Annotated in this window: 15 protein-coding genes and 1 pseudogene; 7 read left to right on the top strand and 9 right to left on the bottom strand. The window is 38.2% G+C overall.

Translation table 11 applies throughout. The annotated features are described in order from the left end of the window. Positions 1-16 precede the first annotated feature (16 nt). Entirely contained in the window at positions 17-937 is a 921-nt protein-coding gene (locus tag FJR09_RS13815; RefSeq protein ID WP_015079562.1) for an alpha/beta fold hydrolase, read from the top strand. A 154-nt stretch (positions 938-1091) separates the two neighbouring features. On the opposite strand, the pseudogene FJR09_RS13810 reads toward FJR09_RS13815, so the two are convergent. Together FJR09_RS13810 and FJR09_RS13805 are read right to left on the bottom strand one after the other, a co-directional pair. Continuing rightward, positions 1092-1984 (bottom strand): annotated as a pseudogene (locus tag FJR09_RS13810) (bestrophin family protein). A gap of 241 nt (positions 1985-2225) precedes the next feature. Further along, positions 2226-3068, bottom strand: coding sequence for a lysophospholipid acyltransferase family protein (locus FJR09_RS13805; RefSeq protein WP_015079560.1), 843 nt, complete (start codon positions 3066-3068; stop codon positions 2226-2228). An 864-nt stretch (positions 3069-3932) separates the two neighbouring features. Between FJR09_RS13805 and FJR09_RS13800 the strand changes: the two genes are divergently transcribed. Next, the gene (locus FJR09_RS13800; RefSeq protein WP_015079559.1) at positions 3933-4373 is read left to right on the top strand and encodes a hypothetical protein; all 441 of its coding nucleotides are present in this window, start codon (positions 3933-3935) and stop codon (positions 4371-4373) included. A gap of 138 nt (positions 4374-4511) precedes the next feature. Further along, positions 4512-5003 (top strand): photosystem II cytochrome c-550, encoded by a 492-nt coding sequence (gene psbV / locus FJR09_RS13795; protein ID WP_015079558.1) that lies wholly within the window; start codon positions 4512-4514, stop codon positions 5001-5003. A 231-nt stretch (positions 5004-5234) separates the two neighbouring features. Here the strand turns inward: psbV and dnaN are convergent, their stop codons facing one another. Beyond that, on the bottom strand, positions 5235-6386 hold the full coding sequence (dnaN, locus tag FJR09_RS13790) for a DNA polymerase III subunit beta (protein WP_015079557.1): 1152 nt from the start codon (positions 6384-6386) through the stop codon (positions 5235-5237). Between the two features lie 95 nt (positions 6387-6481). Further along, positions 6482-7216 (bottom strand): DUF1995 family protein, encoded by a 735-nt coding sequence (locus FJR09_RS13785; RefSeq protein ID WP_015079556.1) that lies wholly within the window; start codon positions 7214-7216, stop codon positions 6482-6484. Positions 7217-7368: 152 nt separating this feature from the next. Here FJR09_RS13785 and FJR09_RS13780 point away from each other — a divergent pair, with 152 nt between their 5' ends. Both FJR09_RS13780 and FJR09_RS13775 read left to right on the top strand, forming a co-directional pair. Then, complete coding sequence (locus FJR09_RS13780) at positions 7369-8283, top strand: DUF4351 domain-containing protein (RefSeq protein ID WP_015079555.1); 915 nt, start codon at positions 7369-7371, stop codon at positions 8281-8283. A 279-nt stretch (positions 8284-8562) separates the two neighbouring features. Then, positions 8563-9903, top strand: a complete 1341-nt coding sequence (locus FJR09_RS13775) for a DEAD/DEAH box helicase (protein WP_015079554.1) — start codon at positions 8563-8565, stop codon at positions 9901-9903. Positions 9904-10168: 265 nt separating this feature from the next. Here the strand turns inward: FJR09_RS13775 and FJR09_RS13770 are convergent, their stop codons facing one another. Continuing rightward, entirely contained in the window at positions 10169-10912 is a 744-nt protein-coding gene (locus FJR09_RS13770) for a DUF928 domain-containing protein (RefSeq protein ID WP_015079553.1), read from the bottom strand. A gap of 151 nt (positions 10913-11063) precedes the next feature. Here FJR09_RS13770 and FJR09_RS13765 point away from each other — a divergent pair, with 151 nt between their 5' ends. Both FJR09_RS13765 and FJR09_RS25265 read left to right on the top strand, forming a co-directional pair. Continuing rightward, complete coding sequence (locus FJR09_RS13765; RefSeq protein WP_235081990.1) at positions 11064-12950, top strand: exonuclease domain-containing protein; 1887 nt, start codon at positions 11064-11066, stop codon at positions 12948-12950. Between the two features lie 144 nt (positions 12951-13094). Beyond that, positions 13095-13394 (top strand): hypothetical protein, encoded by a 300-nt coding sequence (locus FJR09_RS25265; RefSeq protein WP_235081987.1) that lies wholly within the window; start codon positions 13095-13097, stop codon positions 13392-13394. Positions 13395-13518: 124 nt separating this feature from the next. On the opposite strand, the gene FJR09_RS13760 is transcribed toward FJR09_RS25265, so the two are convergent. The 4 genes from FJR09_RS13760 to FJR09_RS13745 all read right to left on the bottom strand — a co-directional run. After that, positions 13519-16671, bottom strand: coding sequence for a TIR domain-containing protein (locus FJR09_RS13760; protein ID WP_015079552.1), 3153 nt, complete (start codon positions 16669-16671; stop codon positions 13519-13521). Positions 16672-16781: 110 nt separating this feature from the next. Continuing rightward, positions 16782-19448 (bottom strand): CHAT domain-containing protein, encoded by a 2667-nt coding sequence (locus tag FJR09_RS13755; RefSeq protein WP_168651478.1) that lies wholly within the window; start codon positions 19446-19448, stop codon positions 16782-16784. Between the two features lie 198 nt (positions 19449-19646). Further along, complete coding sequence (locus FJR09_RS13750; RefSeq protein WP_168653754.1) at positions 19647-21413, bottom strand: ShlB/FhaC/HecB family hemolysin secretion/activation protein; 1767 nt, start codon at positions 21411-21413, stop codon at positions 19647-19649. Next, positions 21410-24136 (bottom strand): S-layer family protein (locus FJR09_RS13745; RefSeq protein ID WP_217361124.1); only part of this gene is annotated, 2727 nt, incomplete at its 5' end. The genes FJR09_RS13745 and FJR09_RS13750, both read right to left, overlap by 4 nt.

Genomic DNA, 24136 nt, shown 5'->3' with positions numbered 1-24136 from the left:
ATTAAAAATTGCCATCATGTCATCATCTACAATCAGCAACTCCACAGCATCTCCAACCCAGTATTATAGTTGGCAAAACTACCGCTGTGCTTATGAAATTCATCAACCTCTCAATTCTACTGCTTCAGGTATTCCGTTACTTTTAATTCATCCTATCGGAGTAGGATTATCACGGCAATTTTGGCAGCGATTTTGCCGAGAATGGTATGATAAAAAGCACCAAAATCTTATTTATAATCCCGACTTATTGGGATGTGGTGAAAGTGATATGCCAGCTTTAGCGCATACACCAATTAACTGGGCAAAACAGTTAGAACACTTCTTGCAAACTGTGGTTAAACAACCCGTTATTATCGTAGTCCAAGGAGCTTTATTACCCGTTGCCATTGAATTAGTGAAACTGGAAAAAGACTTAATTGCTGGGTTAGTATTATCTGATCCTACATCTCGTCCAGTTATTACTAAAAATGCCCCCAAATGGCAACAGAACTTACTTTGGAGCATTTTTACATCTCCCATAGGTAATGCTTTTTTCCGCTATGCCCGTACCCGCAAATTTTTATATTCTTTCTCTGTTGAAAAATTGTTTGCTGTTAGTGAAAACGTTGATGATGAATGGCTAAATACTCTCATAGCAGATGCTAAAAATATGCGAGGGCGTTATGCTGTATTTGCTTTTTTAGCGAGATTTTGGCAAAGAGATTACAGTAGTGATATTGCCTCAATTTCGCACCGGACATTATTGGTTGTGGGAGAACAAGCTCGCGGTATTAGTAAAGAAAGTAAACCAGAAGCTCCCGACGAACGATTAGCATATTATCTGAATTGCTTACCTCAAAGTCAGGGAGTAAAAATCATTGGCAAAAATGTCATGCCCTATGAATATACTCAGGCATTTGTTGAGGCAGTATCTCCATTTATAGCTGATATTTCCTGATAATCTAAGATGAGATTTTTAACTTACCTTTGGGGGTTAAAGTCCCCTGCTTCTACAAGCAGCGGGTTTTGCGTCGGGGTAAAATCCCCGTTGCAAAACGTCATTCTAAATTCTAAATTCTGCATTCTTTTAATTGCCACTGCTATTTGAAATTTCATGATTTATGCACAGTAGGAGTTAAGCTGATTAAATCATCAATATTCCGTTTCATTGTTATGCAAATTGCGTCTAAAGGTAAGTCATTTTCATCATAACCAAAGGGATTTTCTATTTCTAAACCAATGGCTTCAATACCTAATAACGTAAAGCTAACCAAAGCAGAAATTAACCCAGTCCACCAGCCAAGACTCTGAACTATTTGAAATGGCAAGAGGAAGCAATACAGTAATAATAATTGTTTAAGGTGAATAGCATAAGCTAGAGGCATTGGTGTTCTTAAAATTCGTTCACAAGAACCTAAATTATCTACCAAGATATTTAATAATTCCTGTAGAGATGTCAATTGATAACTATTAATGCAATGACGATTGTATTGCTGTTGTAAATAATCGCTAATCCAAAAAGCTACTTCTAAAGGAGGATTATTCATAATCTTTAATTTTATATAGTAAGAGTCTGGCATTAATTCTTCTAAATCATTATTGATAGGCTCACCTCGTAAATGTAGTTTTGTCGCTACGCCAAAAGCCACAAGTAAGTTTAAGGCATCAATTTTATTATTTTTATCCTCTGGTTCTTTTTCATCAATAGATACCCATATTTGTCTGGCTAAATTACGGGTAGTATTGACTATTGCCCCCAGCATTTTCTCCCTTCCCAAAAGCGATCATAAGCTGTATTCGTGCGAAATACTAATAATAAACCTAAAACAATACTGGGAATAACAGTCCCTAAAATTGGCTGAGAAACGGGAATTTGAAGATGATAAAGTAGAGAAATTAAAACTCCAAAAGCACCACATAACAGCACCCGTTTGTAGATAGCAGCAATGACTGAACCTTTAATTTGTAGAGCGGTTTCAAACCATTGCGGTTTTTTCTGTACCATAAAACTCTCTGATATATTCAATATGAAATCCAAGTAGGTGGGCGGAGGAAAATCAAAATATATTTCGTTTTGGGGAATGGCTAAAACTCAACCACAATAACGCATAGAGGCAAATTTACATATTGTTACAAGTTTTGTTTATCTCCCGTCCACTTACTTAATATACAGGCAATTGTTACACCTACAAATACCTAATTAACGTTTTAAAATACCTGGCGACAAAAGCACCGCCAGGATAATATTAATGACCAGCTTCTTGAATTAAACTATCCAACTCTTGCTGCATTTTGCTTTTGACTAATTCATAGCATTCGTTCACATAAATGCGATCGCTTGCGGCTTCTTTTCCATACCTTGCAAACACAATCGGGGGACAAACCCTAGTATAGATAGGCACGGGCAAAGGAATATTCGGCCAAGGTCCAAAAGCCAATCCCCAAGGTAATCCCAGATAAACAGGAAACACCAAAGGATCTATCCCAAACAGCCAAGGCATCCCCATTTTATGAAATTGCTGCATAATTTCATATATGTCAGCCAAGACAATCAGAGTATCATGTGATCCCCAGGAAATTGCTGGTATAATCGGGACATTTTCCCGGAGTGCCAACTTAATAAACCCCTTCCGTTGGGCAAAATAAATTTTATCCCGCATTGCATGGGGTCGAAACACATCCTCAGCGCCACCAGGATAGACTAAGACACTAGCACCAGCCCGCAAGGCCTTGTAAGCCATTTTCGGATGCGCTCTCACTGCACCAGCCTTCATCGCCATTTCCGCCGCCGGTGGCAACACATCCCAAACTTTAGGGTGCATCAAGCCATAAATCGGTCTTTTCACACTAAAGCGACGTAACCAATCATATAACATCATGGATGTGTCCGGAGAAGCCAGTCCGCCATTATGAGAACCGACAATGAGAATTTTCTCATCTGGGACATTTTCCCAGCCACTGGTTTGGACTCGAAAATAGAAATTATATAACAAGCCTAGTATAGGCATCATAGACTCGATGAACTTTGGATCTCGTTGATCCAAAGACCACCCTGTGTTAGTGTTTTGAGGATGTTTTAGTTTGAACATCAGGAAATTTTATAAGAAAATAAGCTGAAAACCCCGGAATTGACACCTAAAAATCCAAAAAGTTTTTAGGTGTCAATGTCTTTTAAGACGGGGATGAAAGCCATCTAGGGGATTTATCCCCCAGTGACGATTAGTGTTACACTATTTGTAACAGGAAGGGTAATCAACCTGTCTAAAAACCTAACTGCCTAACGGCTTTTCTGTACCTTGACAATTAAATCTATGCGGTTCTACTGCATTGTTCTAGTTTCCTCCTAGCAGTAGGTAAAAGATTTATAGGAACTAGACGAATCAGAATTTTGAAACTTTCTCGTTTCAAGTTAAACAGGACTTGCAGTCATGCAACTACGGTCGGACAGACCGAAAGTTAACGCTTGGGGAGAGTCCCACCTCTGAGCTAGATAACGCAAGGAATCTAGTTTAAGTGGTCTCGTTGAACCAAGAATCCTCGTGTCTTTAGACCGGGGAGTGTCAACAGGATTTATACGGATGGAACAACCCGTTGTTTTTCAGTTTTATCCAGCCTAACGCAATCCTCCCATTCTTTCCCGCACTCTGAAGCAGTAATTCAGATATAAGTAGTCGTGCAAAATAAATTTCAGATTGAGGAGAGGGAACAGGAAAGGAATACAGAGATTTCTGTTTATGAAAAAAATGTGCAATTAATTTTGTTCAGTTACTTGCATGATACTTTTTAGGCATCCTCTCCGCCTCCAAATATTCTTAATTTAGTCAATTACAGCCTTAGTTTTGAAAATATCCCATAGGAACTCCATCTGATTGCCTTCGTCTTGAGAATATAGACTATTCAAGATTACTATATGCATAAATTGCGTTCTCAACATTTAAGGTCATAGAAATAACATGAAAACTTTCAGGATATTTACAGTTGTTCCCGTCGGGTTAACCATGAGTTTATTGCTGACTCAGTCCGGTTTTGCCCAACCCCCACAACCCCCAACTACTAAAATTAAAAATCCTCTTGATATAGACCCCATAACTTTAACTGGTATCTCTGGAGGACAGGCAAAAACTGATTGCGGGTATACTTCCACTGCACCCAGTCAAGTGATTGAAGTGACAGAGCCACTACCTTATCTACAGTTAACAGTAGAGGCTGAAGGACAGCCAACACTATTGGTTGAGGGACCAGGAGGGCGCTTCTGTGTACTCAGTAATGATGATATTGCGAATAAACCAAAACATTCTGGCTACTGGACAGTAGGCAAATACTCAGTGTATGTGGGTGAATTGTCGAAACAAAAGTACAACTATACCATTTCCATTTCACAACACCAAAAATAGCGATTTTAGCTTTGTCTCCCCAATCCTATCCAGAAATTTAGATTTTGAGAGTCTAACATATCGTATTTTTGGCAACAAATTGGACTCCTAACATGATATTGGTATTACAGTGACTCAATAAAATCTTTGAGGGGAAATATGTTTAAAAGACTAATTGGTGTTGTTGTTGCTACTATTTTGCTGACATTACAGATGGTTGTCGGTACTGCAACAGCAATGCAACTAGATGAAGCTATCCGTACGGTGCCATTAAATGATCAAGGTAATACCGTCGTTCTCAGTTTAAAACAAGTCAAAGAAGGCAAAAGACTCTTTAATTTTGCTTGCGCTCAATGCCATGCTGGTGGTGTAACTAAGACTAACCAAAACGTGGGACTTGACCCAGAAGCTTTGGCAGGAGCTTTACCTAAACGCAATAATATTGTAGGTTTGGTGGACTATATCAAAAATCCCACTACCTATGATGGTGAAACCGAGATTTCTGAAATCCACCCCAGTATCAAGAGTGCGGATATTTTCCCACAAATGCGAAATCTGACGGAAGATAACTTGGTGGCTATCTCTGGACACATTCTCCTCCAACCAAAAGTTGTTGGGACTAAATGGGGTGGCGGTAAAATTTATTACTAAATTATTCCCGTAGGCTTGATTCTATAGGTAGGGGTTTAGCACTGCTAAACCCTTACAAATCTAGGATATTCTAGTTACAGCACTTTCCGGTGTTATGAGGTATATATCCAGCGGGCAAGACTTGTACTGAGCTTGTCGAAGTATGCCCGCACTACAAGAGTTTCATGATTCAAGTACCTCATTAGAGCGAAATCTGCTGTATGACCTGATAGCTAAATGCTGACTTAAAAACTAATTTCTCAGTTGTACAGGCATAGCTAAATAGGTCATTTTCAAACCACCCAAAGGCGTGAAAATTACTGGAGTTAAACTTTGATTTAAGTGCATTTGAATTTCTGAAGATGGTAATTCCTTCAAACCTTCCATCAGATATTTGACATTAAAAGCAATGTCTATATCTTCTCCAGATATTTGGGCTGGCATTGATTCTGTACCACTACCAACATCTTGCGCTTCACAAGATAAAGTAATTTCTTGATTGGCATGATCAATACTGACTTTGACAATATTATTTTTCTGATCTGCTAATACAGCAATTCGTTCCAAAGTGCTGATAAATTGCTTTCTTTCTAATGTGACTTGGCGTTCAAATTGCCGAGGAATTAATTGCCGATAAGCGGGATATTGTCCTTCTAAAGTGCGGCTGGTTAACCGTTGATTTTGCCAAGCAAAGACAACTTGCCCTTGATCAAGATAGACAGCTACAGTTTCTTCTGATGTAGAATTATGTCCTAACATCCGTTGTAGCTCTCGTAATGCTCTTGCAGGTACTGTCACCTCTACCTGTTCGCTTCCCTCCACAGGACGCTCATTAGTAGTTTCCAAAACTGCTAAACGGTGTCCGTCCGTGGCTGCAAATTCTAAAGTATCTTGTTTCAGGGTTAAATGTACACCTGTGAGGACTTGCTTGGTTTCATCTGAACTGGTAGCAAATAAAGAACCTTTCAACCCTTCAATTAGTGCCGCAGTAGTAAGATGAATTGCTTCGGCGTTTTCAATCACTGGTAATTCAGGAAACTCCTCTGCCCCCATAGCCCGCACTTGATAACGTCCGCTTTTGGGTTTGAGAGTAACAATTATACCTTCTCCAGTATTATCTCCTGATTGGTCATCAAGGGTAATTTCCCCTTCTGGTAAGCGAGAGGTGATATCTACAAGCAGTTTGGCAGGGAGAGCAATTGTCCCACCTTCTAATACCTCGGCAGTAAAACTGGTACGGATACCTAAACTGAGGTCAAAAGCCGTTAAACTGACTTGATTAGTTTCGGCATCTGCTTGTAATAAAATATTGGCAAGGACAGGGTGAGTTGGTCTGGACGGGACTGCACGACTGACGAGGGAAAGATTGCTACTAAGATCACTTTGAGAACAGATTAATTTCATCTTTAAAATAAATAATCAAAAGAATGGGTAATTGGTAATTGTAATTGGTAATGGGTAATTGGGTGATTAACCGATTTCCCCATTACTTCGTAATCCTAACTGCTCAAAGCCTTGATAAACCGTTGCAAACTCTTAAACACACTGGGTTTTCTCGTAGGTGTAGCGTCCGTAGTGTTTTCCCTTTGTCCCCCCATGAGAATCGCGTCTAATTCATCACCGGAGGGTTTTTTAGGGAGTTCGGCAACTTTTTGATATTCACCCGCTGTTTCTAGCCATACTTCCCATAGTCCAGGGTAGCAGCGGAAAAGGGCAGATTCATCATCTACAGGACGGATATAGTAACAAGATTCGATGGTACTAATGAAGCGACGACGGGTTTCTCTGGCTGTGTAACCAATACCAACTACGCTGGAATCTTCTAGCCTGGGTGTTAACATGATGACGGGACGTTCCCCAATCAGTTCACACAACTTTTCTAATTGTGGGACTTCTACGGAGGTGGGAGCAATAAATAGGAAAATTTCATCTTCTGGCTGAATTTTCGCTTCTAAAGATGCAGCCCTACCTGTACCAATATCGGAAATTTGGAATTGGGCATCTGTCCAATCACGACGGGCTAATGCAGCCGCACCAGCATCAGCAAAGAAGACTTTGAGACGGGATTCATATTCAGTGAACAGGGGAAGAAACTGTTCTGCAACTGTCATGAATTTGAGTTCTGGAAATAATAACTCAACTTGAATCCGAGTCATACCATCAGCTAAAGCTGATTTTACCGCTTCAGTTGATTGAGCGATCGCATCTTCTAGGGTTTTGGGTAGTTCAGCCATAGTTTACAAAGTCTCTATATCAATCTTTAATTATCTCACTATAGTTATTATTAAGAGTTGTTTCTAAAGTTATTTTCTGCAAACCTTTTTCTAAAGCTACTGAAAAACAGATAAGATCCGAGTAATTAGCACATTGTCTGACATGATTTTCAATGACGCGATTTATTCATGACCAATTTTCAAAGGACTATTTAGAAGAATTACTCAAACCCTATGGAGAAATTCAAGCACCTAGTCGCGTTGCGGCAGAAGTTCGAGAAATAGATGTATTATTTTCGCCTTTTTCTCCACAAAATCCTAGTTTAAAAATATTAGGGTTATTGGGGAAGATAGCCACTAAACCTGCAATCTTTGAACCTTTTCGCAATCCAGCAGCCAAAGAAGAAATATGTGATTGTCTGTTAAAATTACTGGAAGTGCGGAGTGCATTACAACGAGAAGCAAACCGCAATAAAACTTCTATTCAAAATATAGAAGTCCCGCAATTATGGATTCTCACTCCTACTGCATCTTCCACTATCCTCTCAGGATTTGGTGCAACTCAAAAACCAGACTGGGTTGCAGGAGTACATTTTTTACCTGAGTATTTACGGACAGTCATCGTTGCCTTGCATCAGTTACCATGTACTCAAGAAACATTGTGGTTGAGAGTATTGGGACGTGGCACAGTTCAAAAACAGGCAATTGATGAATTAGCAGCACTACCGGCAAATCATCCATTTCGGAAAGTGACGCTAGAATTGCTATACAACCTCCAAAAAAACTTGAACATTAATCAACAAATAGAAACAGATGATAGGGAGTTAGTGATGAGATTAGCACCGCTTTATCAAGAAGACAGAGAAAAAGCTAGACAAGAAGGAAAACAACAAGGACAGCAACTAGGAGAACAACAGATAATTCTCCGGTTATTAAAGCACCGATTTGGGGAACTTGAATTATCTTTAATAGGGCAAATTCAAGGATTATCTACTGATGAATTGGAGTCATTAGGAGATGTATTATTAGATTTTTCAAAAGTTGGTGATTTAGAAGTTTGGTTAAGGGAAAAAGCCAGCCAACAATAGTGATTCTCTAATTATTGAGAATGACACATCTGGTAAAAAAGTAGAGACGTTCCATGGAACGTCTTTACAAAGGTTTTAGAAAGCGTATATTTAATTCCTTCTGGAAATTAACTTCATACTAAACATAGTTTCAGATTTAACAATAATTCTGCTATGATGGTTGACTGTGGCATTTGCTCCTAGTCTTGGTGCTTACCGCCCATTTAGCATTTTAAACCATTCGTCCGCCTAAGACTGAAGCCGTGAGTGGCGACAGGCCGATGTTATTTTTGGAGTTCTATGTCTTTTTCTAATCTCGGCTTGTCCCCGGAAATTGTCCGTGCTGTCACTGAGCGAGGATATAATCAACCCACACCAATCCAGAAACAGGCTATCCCTGTGGTATTGGCTGGTGGTGATATTATGGCTGGAGCGCAAACTGGTACAGGCAAAACTGCCAGCTTCACTTTGCCGCTGTTACATCGGTTATCTGCAAATAAGAACGTTCCCAGTCATTCTACTGGATTTTCCCCAATTCGGGCGTTAATTCTGACACCTACCCGTGAACTCGCTGCACAGGTGCAAGAAAGTGTCCGTGATTATGGTAAATACTTAAATCTGAATTCAATGGTGATGTTTGGGGGAGTCAGTATTGGTCCCCAAAAACAGAAATTGCGAACCCGCGTAGATATCTTGGTTTCAACTCCAGGACGATTGTTAGATCATGTTCAACAAGGGACTCTGAACTTGTCCCGTGTGGAAGTGTTGGTACTGGATGAAGCAGACCGAATGCTGGACATGGGTTTTATTAATGATATTCGCCGCATTCTTTCGCTTTTGCCCAAACAACGCCAGAATTTGCTATTTTTTGCGACATTCTCAGATAAGGTGAAAACTCTTGCGGCTGGGTTAGTACATAACCCGACAATGATTGAGGTAGCACGTCGGAACGTAACTGCGGCAACGATATCACAGAAAGTTTATCATGTTGACCGCGATCGCAAGCGGCAATTACTTTCTCATCTGATTCAGGAAAATAACTGGTATCAAGTATTAGTGTTTAGCCGCACGAAGCATGGCGCTGACCGGTTGGTGAAGCAGTTGGGTGAAGACCGCATTCAAGCGATGGCTATTCACGGTAATAAGAGTCAGGGAGCGCGAACTCACGCTTTAGCTAAGTTCAAAGATGGGACTTTGCAGGTATTGGTAGCAACGGATATTGCTGCGCGTGGACTTGATATCAGCGAACTACCCCACGTTATTAATTACGATTTACCTAATGTCCCAGAGGATTATGTGCATCGTATTGGTCGGACTGGACGCGCAGGTGCGGAAGGTCAAGCGATTTCCCTTGTATGTGTTGATGAACATCATTTGTTAGCGGATATTGAGCAACTAATTCAGCAGCGTTTACCGAAAGAGGTGGTGGCTGGTTTTGGAGTCAACCCGGAAATTAAGGCCGAACCAATTCCCAATGGACGCAAAGCCCCTGCTGGTGGTGGAAATCAGCGAACTCGTCGTTCTGCGCCTAAATCTGCTTCTTCAAAATCACCTAGACAGCCTTCTTCACGCACAGCAGCAGGTGATAAAAAGCCTGGTTCTACTTCTCCTACACCACGTCGTTCTGGTAAACGTAGGTAATGTCTGATTTACTTAAGTAGAACGGCTTGAATAATTCAAAGTTTGTAGTGAGGAATTTATTCCTCATTTGAGGGCTGAAGCCCTTACTACGAAATCATCTCCAGATTTTTTACATTACTTAATCTACTTTGATTTATTTTCGTCTACTTACTTAGACAAGCAGCAACTATAACTAATCCCCGCAAGGGGACGGAAACATTAAAAATTACCAACATTTGGTGATAATTAGAAATTGACAATTATCAATTATCACCTCTTGTTTAAATTACTTTTGCGGCTTGAGTTCAGAAATAGAAGATTCTTTGAATTCTGTCAGACTAAACAGCGATAACATTTCACTCCACTCCTGCTGATAAGTAGTCCGATTTTCCGCCAACTTACTCAAAGTTTCATACCAGATATTATTCTCCGCATAGGGAACATATTGTTCTTGAGAACTGGTTTTCTTTAGTTGCTCTACAAGTTTAGGACTTGGTTCGACTCTTTTAATCCAACCATCAATAGTAATATTAGTTTGTGAACCTTGATCATTCACACAAGCAATTTTGAAAAACCAACGATATCGTTCTCCTGCTAATAGTGGTTTTTCGGTAGTAGGAAGACTAAAATGGACAATCCCTTTTTTATCAGGTAAAGGGAATAAAAGTGGTTTTTGCAAAACAGATTTTCTTTTTTCATTTAATAATCTAAATTGTCCTGGGGGAGATTGAGACGTTCTATCAAATGGGATATAAAACCAGAATTCAGGATAGTCCTTAGTAGTTAATCCTTCATTACTTTGAGGAACTAAGGCCATGAGGCTTTTGTCGCTGATTTGCGAACATTGAGAACGAGTTGCTCCACCTCTAGACCGTCCAGAAGCGTTTCCTTCAGCTTTGTTATTAAAGAGACCGTCAAAAATTGAAGCCTGTACAGGAGACACCAAAGATAGCAGACTACTAGAGAAAATCGTTGTCAAGGTGCAGACTAAAACAGTTCGAGAAAAAAGTGATAATTGTTGACGTTTCATAGGTAGATATCTGGTGAAATAAGTCTTTTATAGTTTACAATGGAACTATCACAGGTGTTATACTTAAAAGTAAACTCATATAGACTTTGTTATTTTAGATACTGAGGGTAAACCAAATTTAACTGAATTAGCTATTGTTGATAGTCAAGGTGTGGTAATTTATGAAGGTTTCTGTGATGGTAATTCTCATGGGTTTCAGAATGTTTTAAATCTCAAAAGTCTCAAAACCTTATTAACAGAATTTCTGACTATTGTTGAAAATAAAAAAATTATTTGTCACTATGCAGAACATGATATTGATATCCTCAAGCATAGTTTTCGACAAGTTGATTTACCTTGGCAAAATTTACAATTTGATTGTACTTGGATTTTGGCAAAAGACTGTTTTCCAAATTTAGAAAGTTATTCTTTAGAGTATCTGAGTAAATATTTGAATCTGCGAGCTAATAATCAATATTTTCTGCCGAATATGGCACATACCGCTAGTTATGATGCCACATTTACTTATCATCTTTATAGAAAGATAATGTTAGAAAATCTCAAAAAACAACCTAATCCCTTTACTAGCAGTCGAGTTGATACTCCTTTTCAGCATCATCCAGATTATGCTGATACTTATCATCGAGAATTTCAGATTTTACAAACTGCTTTAAATAATATTAAATTAGATCCTAATCATCAGAGTAAAGGTGTAGTTGTTATTGGAGAACCAGGTACTGGTAAAACTCATTTAATGATGCGACTTGCTAATGAGAGATTATCAAGTAATAGATTACTATTTATTCGTCAACCGAATAATGCCCAATTTGTACTTTATCATATTTATAGTAGAATTTTAGAATCCCTAGTTGAGAAAGCCGGAAATTTACCTCAATTATACTCTTTAATTATTAACACTTTTCGGAAAATAGTTAGTCTTAATGATAGAGATGTTACACAAAAAGATATAGATATTTTAAAAGCCTTATATGATTTAGAAGATAATAGTATTAGTGCTTTAAGTAAAGAAAATACACAACGAAAACGAGAATATTGGCAATATATAGAAAAGACGATTAATGAATGGTGGATGAGTAATTATGCTCCGGGTAGTTTTGCTTTATCTATCATTAAAGGCATGGTTAAATATTGCAGTTATACAGATTATAAATATAGAAATATTACCACTCGTTGGTTAGCAGGAAATGTTTTAACTGACGAAGAAGCTGAAACCGTTGGTTTACCAAATTGGGGAGAAGAAATTAGTAAAGAAGCTTTTTCTTTAGAAGCTATTTCAGTTTTAGGTAAATTATCTGTTTTAGATGAACCTTTAATTATTATTTTTGATCAATTAGAAGGTTTAGGACTTCCTCACAATCAAGAAATCTTGTTAAATTTTGGGGAAGCTATCAAAGAAATTTTCACTCATGTTCCCAATAGTTTAATTATTTTGAATTTATTTCCTGATAGGTGGGAAAAATTTCAAACAACATTTGATCAATCTATTATTGGGAGAGTATCTCAATATCAGGTTTCTTTACGTCAACCGACAGAAGCGGAAGTTAAATCTATTCTCAAAGTGAAAATACAAACTGTAGATATTACCTTAGAACAGTTATTTTTACCTGAAGATTTAGATGATATCTTAGGAAAGAAACCTATTCGTGCGGCTTTAAATCGTGCGGCTAAATACTATGACTATAGAGTTAATGGAATTCCTTTACCAGAGGAAAGAAAACCAATTCGGGAATTAGATAGTAATGAAAAAATAGAACAGCAATTAAAATTTGTACAGCAACAGCAACAAACATCAATGGAAGTTTTAAGTCAGCTAATTCAAGCTATACAATCACCTAATGCTGTTGATTTAAGCAACTTACAGAATAGATTAGCAACTTATTTATCTGGTGAAACTGCAATTCCTGTAAATCCTGTAATTGAATATCTCAATGAACATAGAATTGAGTTAGAACAAAAATATCATAATCCATCTATTGTTAGTGATGGTGATGATGTTGGTAAGTTGAGGAATATTGCTGAAGCTTTAACTCATATCTAGTCGTTTAAATTAACACAATATCGTTTAGGGAAAAAGGTATTACCAGAACATATTGTCATAGAAAAGGGTAATCAATATCATGTAATTGCTTTTTTAGAAATTAGTGGTACTCCCTTTACGAGTCGGATTAGTAATTTTAATGAATTGGTGATTAATAATCCTCAAAGCCAATTTTATTTAATCAGAGATGAACGTCAACCAGGCATTACTGCTAAAGTCGGTAAAGAAAGAATACAACAACTAGAAAACAGTGCTAATGGGAATTTTGTTCTGTTTAATAAAGAAGATAGAATTCTCTTCGATTTGATTTATGATCTAATTATCAGTATTCATAATAAAGATTTAGAGATAGATTTGGAATCAGCTTTAACTTTTGTTACTACTCATCAAGAATGGTATCACTGGATGTTTACAAAGTTTGGTTTTACTCCACCCAAAAAATAAAATCATCATCTCGTTCCTATGCTCTGCATGGGAATGAATGTAGGAAGACTCTGGCTTCCTTTGTACTTGAGGCAGAGCCTCAATGATAGCATTCCTAGTCAGAGACTAGGAACGAGATGAAAGGTTACAAATTACGTAATTTGTAAGTTAGATAAATCACTCCACTTCCTGTAGCAATCAAGGATAAAGCCGGAGGAACTAAAGGAACCCAACCGCTTTGGGACACCATAATCACAGCGCAAGCGGTGTATAGGACAGCTACAGAACCAACCATACCCATAACTAGATAAGAGGTGCGGTTAAGTCGCCAACAGACGATACCACCGACCAAAGACCAACCAAAAATCCAAGGGATTTCATAATCAAAAGGCCACCACCAAATCAAGGGACGATTATCCAAGACAGCGCTGAGAATCTGGCTAATCATTTGTCCATGCAATGTCACCCCTGGCACATCCCCATAGGGCGTATTCCAATAATCTGCTTGTCGGAATTGTCTGTCTGTGAAGCCAACTAAAATAATCCGATTTTTAATCTTTTCCGCTGGTACTTTGTTGTTCAGAACATCTAAAATATTGACTCTGGGGGCAAACTTATCAGCATCACCCTGATAAACGCGATATTTCAGCATGGTTTGATAACCTTGAAGCTGGTTGTTATTAAACCCTGAATAGCCACCACCATTGCCCGTTAGTAGGGGAATTGCGGTTTTTCCAAAGGCCATGTCTTGATCATATTCTCTCGTTTCTGGATTTAAAGGAGAAATATATTTATGACCTTGTGCTTCCAGATAACGACGCGCAATTACTAAACTCAAAGCTTCCTGAACATTGCAATATTTAGGTTCTGATTTTTGCATCATGTAATGTCTGCGAACAAAGCGAGCGCCTTGAGAATCATCATCCACCAAATCACTAAATCCAACCCGTTCTAATGGCACTTCTGGGGGATGTTTAAAGCCCGGAATATTTTGACCACGTTCATTGATATAACTGTTTTTACACAATGCAATAAAGTTTGTCGTTTCTCGGAGACGTTTACCCAAACCGCCTTCTGCTGGAAAATTCCGAATGAAATCTAAACTAATCATACTGGGTTGATTTGGGGAGAGGATTTTCAGTAAATCATCCACAGCAGCATCAGCAATTGAACCTCTTCCTTGTTGATATTTCGGGTTTTCGTTCATCCTATCAATGCTTTCAGGATCAACATCCACCATCAAAAATCGTTCATCTTGTGGTTCATTAGGACGTAGCCGCGCTACTTGGTCATAAGCCGCTAATTCTAATGGCTGCATGATTCCCAACAACCGCGCTATGAACATGAAAATTGTCACACCTAAGCTAGTTAAAAATACGCTGCGAAGTTTAATTTTGCGATAGGGGAGAGCGCGACTAGCAGTAAGATATTCTAGCTGGAGGTTGGTAGGACTTGGTTGTTTGTTTTCAGACTCTTTTAGCCATTCCTCAGATGCTGCTAAATCTTTTCCCCGCAGCAAGAAACTATCATCACGTTTCTGCTGTTCCCATTCTTTAGACTTGAGCAATAAACGAGTGTGATTTTTGACATAATCTGGATCTGCATCCAAGGTTCTGGTTAATTCCCCAAAATTGGTGAGAAAATCGCCGCCATGTTTGCGAAAATCAATCCATTGTACTTTTGCTAAACCAGGGTGAAGACTATCAACATCAACGGGTAAATACAAAACTGTGACAATACGCTTATTCAGTTTAATTGCATATTCCACTTCTGTCGCGCAATAGTTGGAACTAATCGAATTAGGAGAAATAATGAATAAGAAATTGTTAGCAAGTTCAATTCCTTTATACATTTCTTCCTCAAAATCAGTCCCAGAGATGATGCTTTCCTGATCAAACCAGGTAGTTTTATTTTGAATTTGCAGTGTATCGTTGAGTTTACGGGCAAAGTCTGCATCAGCATTAGAGTAGGAAACAAATACATCTAAAACCGCATTGGGTGGTTGCTTGAGACTTTCCGCAATGAATTCTTCTTGTATAGGTAAAGACGGTTGCTGTGTTTTTGGTTTTGCTACCTTTAACCAGGCTTCCGCATTACGGAGATCGTTATTTCGTACCAGAATACTAGGATTACGTTTTTGTCGTTCCCACTTTAAAGCCTTTGTCAGAATCAGTTTGTGCTGGTGGTGGTAAGCCGCATCTTGATGGAGAATATTAATTAAATTATCGGTATCAGCCGATTCTTTGCCCTCTTCTTCCTTGTCGGTAAAGTCTATGAATTGGATATTACGCAATTCTTGGGGAATTTGATCTAAGTCTAATGGTTGTATTAATAGGGGAATAATCCGCTTTTTTAGAGACAACGCATAGGTAAGTTCCTGTTGACAATATTCTGATGCTAAAGAAGATGGAGACATGAGAAAAACTAAATTATCTGCTTCTTCAATCCCGCGATTAATTGCTGCTTGAAAATCTGTCCCAGTTTGAATATCAGTTTTATTTGTCCAAACTGTGAAGCTTTCCCGCATCAAGGTTTTGGTAATTTTCTCCATGAACTCCCGTTCTTTATCCGAATAGGAAAGGAACACCTGAGTCATCAAATTATTGGCGTTTTTAACACTTTGACAAATAAAAGCACAATGTAAATCTGTGGGTTCACAAGGTGGCTGTTCCTCTTTGAACCTGATTTTTAGCCATTTTTCTGCCTCTACTCGTTCATCGCCAATTAAGAGGCAACTGGATTGTTGTTGCTCCCGTTCCCACTCCAGAGCCTTGGCTAAAAAATAGGTATGTTGATGCACATATTCTTGATGACGAGTCAACAGTTCTAATAATCCCGTAAAGGATTGCTCAAAGTCATCTATGCCTTCACGAAAATATACCCAGTTAATTTTGCCAATAGCCGGGTGCATATTCGGGAAACTAGAATGCAATCCCTTTGATTTATATATCTCCCACTCGCTGGGATCTTTGCCAGGGTTACGTTGCTGCCAAATTTCTTCGGTAATTTGCTCTACGTGCAGCAAGGGAATAATCCGTTTGTTCCGTTTGAGTGCTAGGTCAATTTCTTTACCGCAATATGGTGAGTTAATGGAATGGGGAGCGATAATAAAGAGAAAATTATCTGATGTTTCGATGCCATCATCAATTTGCTTCTGGAAATCAACACCCAGAGGAATATCATTTTGGTCAAACCAAATTTCTAGTTTTTCTTCTCTGAGTCGGTTATGAAGTTTGGTAGCAAAGGCTTTGCTATCGGCTCTGCCATAAGATATAAATGCATCTTGAAAATCGTTCATTAGTCATCTCCAAAAAATTAAGTGATCTTAGTCATTGGTCATTAGTCATTAGTCATTGGTAAATTCTTTCTCCCTGCCTCCTGCCTCCTGCCTTCTACCTCCTACCTCTTTTAAAGCCAACTTCCAACTAATACATAAGGCGCCCAAAAACGCGGATGATCATAGTTGGGATCTTTTAGTAAAGCCTGTTGTGCTAGACGCAGTGCTTCGGCTCTGCTGATGTTGGGTTCTCCTAAGTGCTGGTAAAATTCTTTAATAAAGGGTACGCTTGACTGATCATCTAAATCCCATAAACTAGCGATCGCACTACTCGCTCCTGCTTGCACTGTTGTCCCTGCAATACCCATGACTTCTTGATCGTTTCCTGTAGCTGTTTGACAAGCGCTCAAAATTAATAGTTCAATGCCTTCATTAGCACTTTTCCTTTGGGTTCTGAACAGTCTATCAAATTCAGCAATTTTCAATTTTCCATCTGCTGTCACCACAAATGTATTTTCTCTATCAGCACCAAAAAAACCATGAGTGGCTAAATGGACGATATCAAATTTAGCAGTATTGAGTTTTTTATTGAAGTTTTGATTGGTAAATTCTTGTTCAGCAATCCAACTCACAGATACTCCTGTTTTCTGGATTTCTCTAACTTCTTGAGCAACACCTGGCAAAGAAGCAAAACCAGGAACGCTCTTAGGAGGATCTATTAAACTAGCTGCCAATATTTTCATTTCTTTTCTTTGTAAAGGCATAGGATCACGAACTTGTAAACCTAAAGCTAAAGAAACGGCGTATTTCTCCATCAAATACTTTTCTCCATCATAAAGTGCGGCCATAGGAATTCTCCGCAGTGAACCATCCAAAACAAAAATTAAAGTGTTAATTTTGCTTTTTTCTAGTTTTTCTTCTATTGGTTTAATTAGCCAGTTATAGACTTTTTGACCAGCGGTTTGGACTTCTTCATAAGCACCAGGATCTTGAAGAGATTTATACAAATTGGTTAAAGTATTTTCAATTTCTTGTTTGGATAATTTGGTCGCAGGATAGTGATATAAGTTGGGATTATTAGGTTCTCTGAGAATAACTTCTAAGCGATCATTCAAAATAATTGAGTAAATTACTGCGGCTGTTTTGTCTTTAGTATCAATCACCTCATCAAGTTGTAATTTACTATCTTGACAAGCTTGTTGCAAAAAGTTTTGTAATTTCGCTACTTGCAAAGTTTCTAATACTTGACGAGCTTGTTTGAGGTTGTCTTGACTAGGTTCTGGAGATTGTAATAACAAATTTACTAATCGGCGATATACAGGTTCGACACTTTCTTTGAATGAATACTGCACATCTGCACTACTAGCAACTAAATCACCCCGAATACTTTGGAGAGTATTAAATGCTTCAGTATATGTGGCGATAGCGAGGCGCTCCGTAGGAATCGCCCCTTTAATATCTCCTTGTTGATAGCATTCATTTTCACCTTGACAAAGAATCCGTCCGATTTGCCATTGCCAACGATAGGTGATATCTTGGGCTTGAATTGACTGTGATAAATTTAGGGCTTTTTGAGTTAAGTCTTGAGCAATATTCCACTGTTTTGTTAATTCATATATATGTCCTAAATTCCCCAAAACAAAAGATTGCGATCGCACATCTTGAATTTGTTCGGCTTGTTGACGAGCGACAGCTAAGATTTGGGCAATTGTTTGTAAATTTACGGGTTTTTCTTCATTTAATTTCATCAAACTTTGAGCAAAGTTTACCTGAGCATATATCCCCGCACGACCCAGAGATAATTTAGGAATTAGATTTTGGATTTGCGGATAAAGTAATTCAGCTTCTTGCCATTTTTCTATTTCTATCAATAATCGCAACCGATTAATTTTGGCTTTAATTTGAATTTGTATAGGAGTTTTATCAACTTCTGCTTTTTGATAAAAATTAATTGCTGCAACTTTTTTTTCTCTTGCTGCTGCAATATTTCCCTGGGCAGTTTTTACATTTGCGTCAGCACGGACAACATTACCTAAAGCAAGATAAGCCGATGCAATAATTTCTTGTGATTGTAGTTTTTGGCCAATTCTGAGACTTTCTTCAAAGTTTGATTTTGCTTTTTCCAAATCACCTAACACCCGAAGAGCGCCGCCTACATTACGAATATTAATAGCTTTAGTGAGTGAATCTGGTTGATTTTGCAAGGTTGCTGCTAAATTTTGAAAAACAGCATTTGCCCGTTTATATAATCCTAAATTCTGTAATGCTTGACCCTGGTTAATTCCCATCAGGATAGCTTTGTTACTATCTCCTAACTTTTGGTAAGTAGCTTCAGCTTGTTGCCAAGATAATACAGCATCTTCTGGTTTTCCCTGTGCCAGTTGTAGACTAGCTTTAACATCCCAAGCTTGCGCCCAAATAGCAGAACTTTGTGAATAATTAGGAGTTTTTTGCAGAATATTCATAGCTTCTACAATGGTTTTGTTAGCTTCTTGGATTTCTCCAGTTTGCTGATAATTCAGAGCCATATTAATCAATATAACAGCCTTTCCTAGCTGATCTCCATTACTTTGATAATCTTGTAAAGATTCTTTTAATAAAGTTATTGATTCAGCAAATCGTCCCTCTGTATATAAAAGTTGTGCTTGGGTTTCTTGGGAATTAATAACTGATTCAGGATTATTTTTCGCAATTACTGGTGAATTCAATATACAAATTATAGCTATGATCAAAGCTAAAAATATATAGCGAAGCCAGCGAGGCAATGATACAAGAAAACGGGTGATTGATAAATTCATTTTTAGTTAGTGAATGTTGATTATATGTAAGGGGAGAAGTCAGCCTGGGAATGAATTCCCATTCTTATAGCAAAAGTCATCTAAAGATGACTAAATAACCCAGAAATTTTATTAGTCCGTTAAAACGGACTTGAGCTATGAGACAGGGAATTTATTCCCTGGTGGGTGTGTATAGAGAATATTGAACAATTAAATCTATCAAGGACTGTATGTGAGAGAAAAATACAAACCATTTTCTTGCCATGTTTCCTTTTTGGAATTATTTTCTGTTAAGGGAATCCCCCAATCCAAACGAGCATTAAATTTACTACTTTGTCGCCATATTAGTCCTAAACCTGCTCCTAGTAAAGTATTATTATCAGGATTTGAGCCACCATTATTCCAGCCAGTTCCTAAATCGAAAAAAGGTGCTATTTGTAAAAGTCCTTGGAGTTTTGGAACTCGCAAAACTGGTAATCTTACTTCTGTAGACGCTAAAAAACCATTATCTGTTAATAAACTATCCTGACGATATCCGCGCAGGGTTTTTTGTCCACCTAAACCAAATTGTTCTAGTCCCAACAACTGCTTATTTGCTAATTGTAAATTTGTTTGCATTAACAATATGGTATCTGGTGCTAATTGACGCAGCCATTGTCCTTGTCCTCGCCAACTAAAAAAGCGACTATCAGGTTCATTACTATTAATAGTGGCATCTAAAATATCTAACCCTAAACTAAATTGAGAACGGGCTGTTAAAACTTGTTTACTACTGCGTTGACTCCATTCTTGAAAAAATCGCAATGCAGAAATTTTCGTTTTCCCATTATTATCTGCACCAACTCCTAGAGGAAAAGGGCCAATATTGTCAGTTCCCAAAAATGTTTGACTCATTTGTTGGCTGGCCGTGAGTCCCAAAGTAAATTCTTGAGTAGGCGTTTGTACGAGTGGCTGCCGAAATTGTAACTCGTAGAAGCGGGACTGAGAGGTAATATCTAAGGTATTAAAAGGACGTTCAATTACATTATTTCCTGTCGCACCATAGTTGAAAATTAATTTACCATTGCGGGCATTTACGGGCAAACTATAACTAATATCTATGCCATTACTTCCATCTGTATTCGTATAACCAAAATTGAAACCGTCTCCCAGTCCTAATAAATTGGCTTCATTAATATTAATTCGTCTTCGCAAACTGCCGACACTGGGACTGCGTTCATTATCTATAGATAGTTGAGTTTGGAAAGAATCAGCTTCAGTAACTTTAACTTCTAAAATATTTGTCCCTGGACGGATACCGGTTTGTAAATCCGCAGATATATTTTTAATTAGAGGGTCAAGTTGTAAGAGTTGCAATCCTATGAGGAGGCGATCGCGTGAAAATGGTTTACCAGCAGCTAGGGAAAGGCGATCGCTAATATAGCTACGATTTAAACGGCTTGTACCAGTAACATTAATCTTCTCTAAACTTCCTTCTACCAACTGCACCACCACCACACCATTCTTAATAGTTTGGATGGGAATAATTGCCCCAGATGTCACATAGCCTTTATCAACATATAATTTCGTAATCTGGGAACGGACTTGCAGCAGTTCAGTAAAGCTAATTTGCTTCTTCGTATAGGGTGCAGTTACTTTCGCCAATTCCTCAGCACTAAAAACCGTATTCCCAACAAACTCAAACCGTTCCACTACCAATGTTGTAGATAGGGTCTCTGGAGTCACTTGGGGTTGGTTCGGTATTGGTGATGGAATTGGGAGGAGTTGGTCAGGTGGTGGTAATACTGGCAGCGGTTGGGCTTCTGGTAGCGATTCTCTCGAAGGCGGTTTAACCTCTGGAGGTATTTGGGCTAATAAAGGTTGTGCATGGAAACTAGGAACAATAATTGATACCAATGGGAATATCACCCGCCAAAACCCAAATAGATGAGGTTTTGTAGCGGTTTCTAAAGTTATGCGAGTAGATGCGACACCAAGAAAATTCATAGTTTATGATGGTTCTGAGTAATCCTACATAATTGACTAGATAACCCAGAGTAGAAATTAGTAGAAATTACAGGTTGAGCAATTAAAACTATATCACCATTTGCATTCCGTACCATACCCTGAGCTTCTATTAAAGGAGCAGTAGTAGTAGGTACTACTCCTATCGGTAAAATTGCTCGATCACCTTTTTCTCTTGTCACCCATTTAGCTGGCAATGCCCCAACAGTCAGCACATCATCAGGACTAGGTGGCAGTCCTCCCCGTCCAGTAATGACAAATTCACTTTGACTCTGAGCCGAGTTACTATTATTAGAATTACAATCTTGAGCAATTAATCCTGATGGATCTATTAAATTTACAGGTATGGCCACAAGTCCCTGACTAGGATCAATCCCTAAACTTTGAATTGCTACAGTTCCATCTGTTCCCACATCAGAACTAGCAGTAATATCACTTGTTTCATTAGTCCGAATGGTTTGTAATTGCGCTGTATTTAATCTTCCTCTTGTCTCTAATCCCAGCACTCGAATCGCACTAATATCAATCTTGCCACCATTTCCACCAAAAGCATTAGCAATGATATCACTGTCTTCTGTGGAAACAGCAACTACATAACCATTTTTAGCATTAATAGTAATTTTTCCGCCATTGCCAGGATTATTTGCTGAACCTGCTGTAGTGGAAATTTCGCTGTTATGACGCAGGAGTAAATTTTCTGTTGTCACGTCAATATTACCACCATTACCACTGGCATTTCTAGCAGTAATAGCAGCATTATCTAGTTTGAGTAAATTAGTTTTCATAGTAATAGTTCCCGCAGAACTTGTGTTTGCAGAACTGGTACTATCAACTTCTATTTTGGCATTATCTGTTAAATTAATGGCTAGGGAAGTGATGGAAATATCACCGCCATTACCAGTTCCTGAACTTTCAACCGCTAATTTTCCTTGTCCGGTAATGTTAATATTTTGCGACGCTGTAATATTGACGCTACCACCATTACCACTACCTTTAGTAAAAGCTGATATTTGTCCACTATTTTCTAATTTTAAATCGCCAGTTTTTAAGGTAATATCTCCGGCTTTTCCTGCACCTGTTGTATAGGCAAAAATGCCTGAAGGTTGACCTTGACTGGTAATATTTGCTTGAATGGGATTAGGTTCTAGAGAGATTTGCAAATTGTAGGATTTTGGGATGCCAAAATCATCGTTACCACTAGGAACACCTTGACCATCAGAATCACTAACTTGAATATAATAAGTTCCCCCTTGAGTGAAAGTATATCTCAGATATGGGTCTTGTTGTAAAGTCATTTTAGCATTACTTCCTGCCGCACCAAGACCATGAGGACTATCATTATTAGATGCTAATTCTTTACCCTGGCTATCTAATAAGGTTAATTTTGTATTCACTGCTGGAAAGATTTTGTAGTCACGAGTATCTTTAGTTCCAGAGGAATTATCACCAGTATAATCAATATCAAAAACTGCTTTTGTCCCAGCATTTACTTTGATAGCATAAACATGAATTTTATCATCTCCTGTAGCTTTTAAAGAAACATAAGGAACTCTAGTAGAATATTCTACATTCCTATTTTTTTGCTGAGGATTGTTAACATAAAAATCACTAGCTTGTAGTTGCTGTGCTGTAGAAATTGAATTATTTGTTCCTATATCTAGAGTTGGTTTTTGCAAAGGATTATTAACATAAAAAAGACCATAATCATCAACATAATCAGTTTTAATTATATTTTGCGGTGGTAAAGCATTAGGATCAGAATTAGTAAAGTTAGAATCAACTCCACTAATGGTGATACTATCACTAGCATCAACGGTGATTTCTCCGGCTTTTGATCTTCCTTCCCCTTCTGTTAAGGCTTGAATTTGACTGCCATTTGACAAAGATAATGTGCGAGAATTTAATTTTATATTGCCACTATTTCCTGATGCGATTTTCGTGGCTGATGTACTAATACTACTATTAGTATTCAGAGATATATTGCCATTGGCGACATCTAAAGAAATATTCCCGGCGTTGCCTTTATCTGTGGTTAAACTTTGCAAACTACTACCATCTTTTAAAGAGACATTTTCAGCAGTAATTTTAATATTACCTGCATTACCACTGCTATAAGTTCCAGTATTAATCACAGCATAGTTAGTGAGATTAAGATTTTGTGCTTTAACCTCAATATTACCACCTTGTCCTGTGCTACCTGGTTCTAATGTGGTAAATAACCGACTATTATTTAAGTTAATATCCCCTGTGGAATTTAATTCAATTTGTCCAGATTTACCACTACCATAGCTAGAACTACTAAGATCACTATTTGTTAATTGTATCAAGGGTGAATCTAATTTAATTAGACCGCCATTGCTACCATTTTGTCCATCGCTATTAATCACAATACCATTAATATCTAATTTGTCTCCAGTGAGTTGAATTGTTCCGCCATTTCCGCCTTTTCCTGTAGCATAAGATATAATGTAGGGTATGAATATATTACCTTCAGAGATTTTTAGTGTAATATTTCCCGCATTTCCTGCTGTGCCTAAAGATGAGGAGTCTAGGGATTGAGTGTTGATATTGTCACCAGCAGTCAGAGTTATCCCCCCACCATTTCCTGCTATGCCTGAAAATGAATAGGAGTCTAGGGATTGAGTGTTGATATTGCCACCAGCAGTCAGAGTCATCCCCCCGCCATTTCCTGCTATGCCTGAAAA

The sequence above is a fragment of the Dolichospermum sp. UHCC 0406 genome (assembly GCF_009712025.1).
Taxonomy (GTDB): Bacteria; Cyanobacteriota; Cyanobacteriia; order Cyanobacteriales; family Nostocaceae; genus Dolichospermum; species Dolichospermum lemmermannii.
This window is presented reverse-complemented; position numbering and strand designations above follow the sequence as displayed.

Excerpts from the sequence above, each read along its gene's own strand:
- FJR09_RS13770 (WP_015079553.1), bottom strand. The coding sequence starts at position 10,912 with ATGAAACGTCAACAATTATCACTTTTTTCTCGAACTGTTTTAGTCTGC.
- FJR09_RS13780 (WP_015079555.1), top strand. The coding sequence starts at position 7,369 with ATGACGCGATTTATTCATGACCAATTTTCAAAGGACTATTTAGAAGAA.
- FJR09_RS13755 (WP_168651478.1), bottom strand. The coding sequence starts at position 19,448 with ATGAATTTATCAATCACCCGTTTTCTTGTATCATTGCCTCGCTGGCTT.
- psbV (WP_015079558.1), top strand. The coding sequence starts at position 4,512 with ATGTTTAAAAGACTAATTGGTGTTGTTGTTGCTACTATTTTGCTGACA.
- FJR09_RS13750 (WP_168653754.1), bottom strand. The coding sequence starts at position 21,413 with ATGAATTTTCTTGGTGTCGCATCTACTCGCATAACTTTAGAAACCGCT.
- FJR09_RS13800 (WP_015079559.1), top strand. The coding sequence starts at position 3,933 with ATGAAAACTTTCAGGATATTTACAGTTGTTCCCGTCGGGTTAACCATG.
- FJR09_RS13775 (WP_015079554.1), top strand. The coding sequence starts at position 8,563 with ATGTCTTTTTCTAATCTCGGCTTGTCCCCGGAAATTGTCCGTGCTGTC.
- FJR09_RS13760 (WP_015079552.1), bottom strand. The coding sequence starts at position 16,671 with ATGAACGATTTTCAAGATGCATTTATATCTTATGGCAGAGCCGATAGC.
- FJR09_RS13815 (WP_015079562.1), top strand. The coding sequence starts at position 17 with ATGTCATCATCTACAATCAGCAACTCCACAGCATCTCCAACCCAGTAT.
- dnaN (WP_015079557.1), bottom strand. The coding sequence starts at position 6,386 with ATGAAATTAATCTGTTCTCAAAGTGATCTTAGTAGCAATCTTTCCCTC.
- FJR09_RS13785 (WP_015079556.1), bottom strand. The coding sequence starts at position 7,216 with ATGGCTGAACTACCCAAAACCCTAGAAGATGCGATCGCTCAATCAACT.
- FJR09_RS13805 (WP_015079560.1), bottom strand. The coding sequence starts at position 3,068 with ATGTTCAAACTAAAACATCCTCAAAACACTAACACAGGGTGGTCTTTG.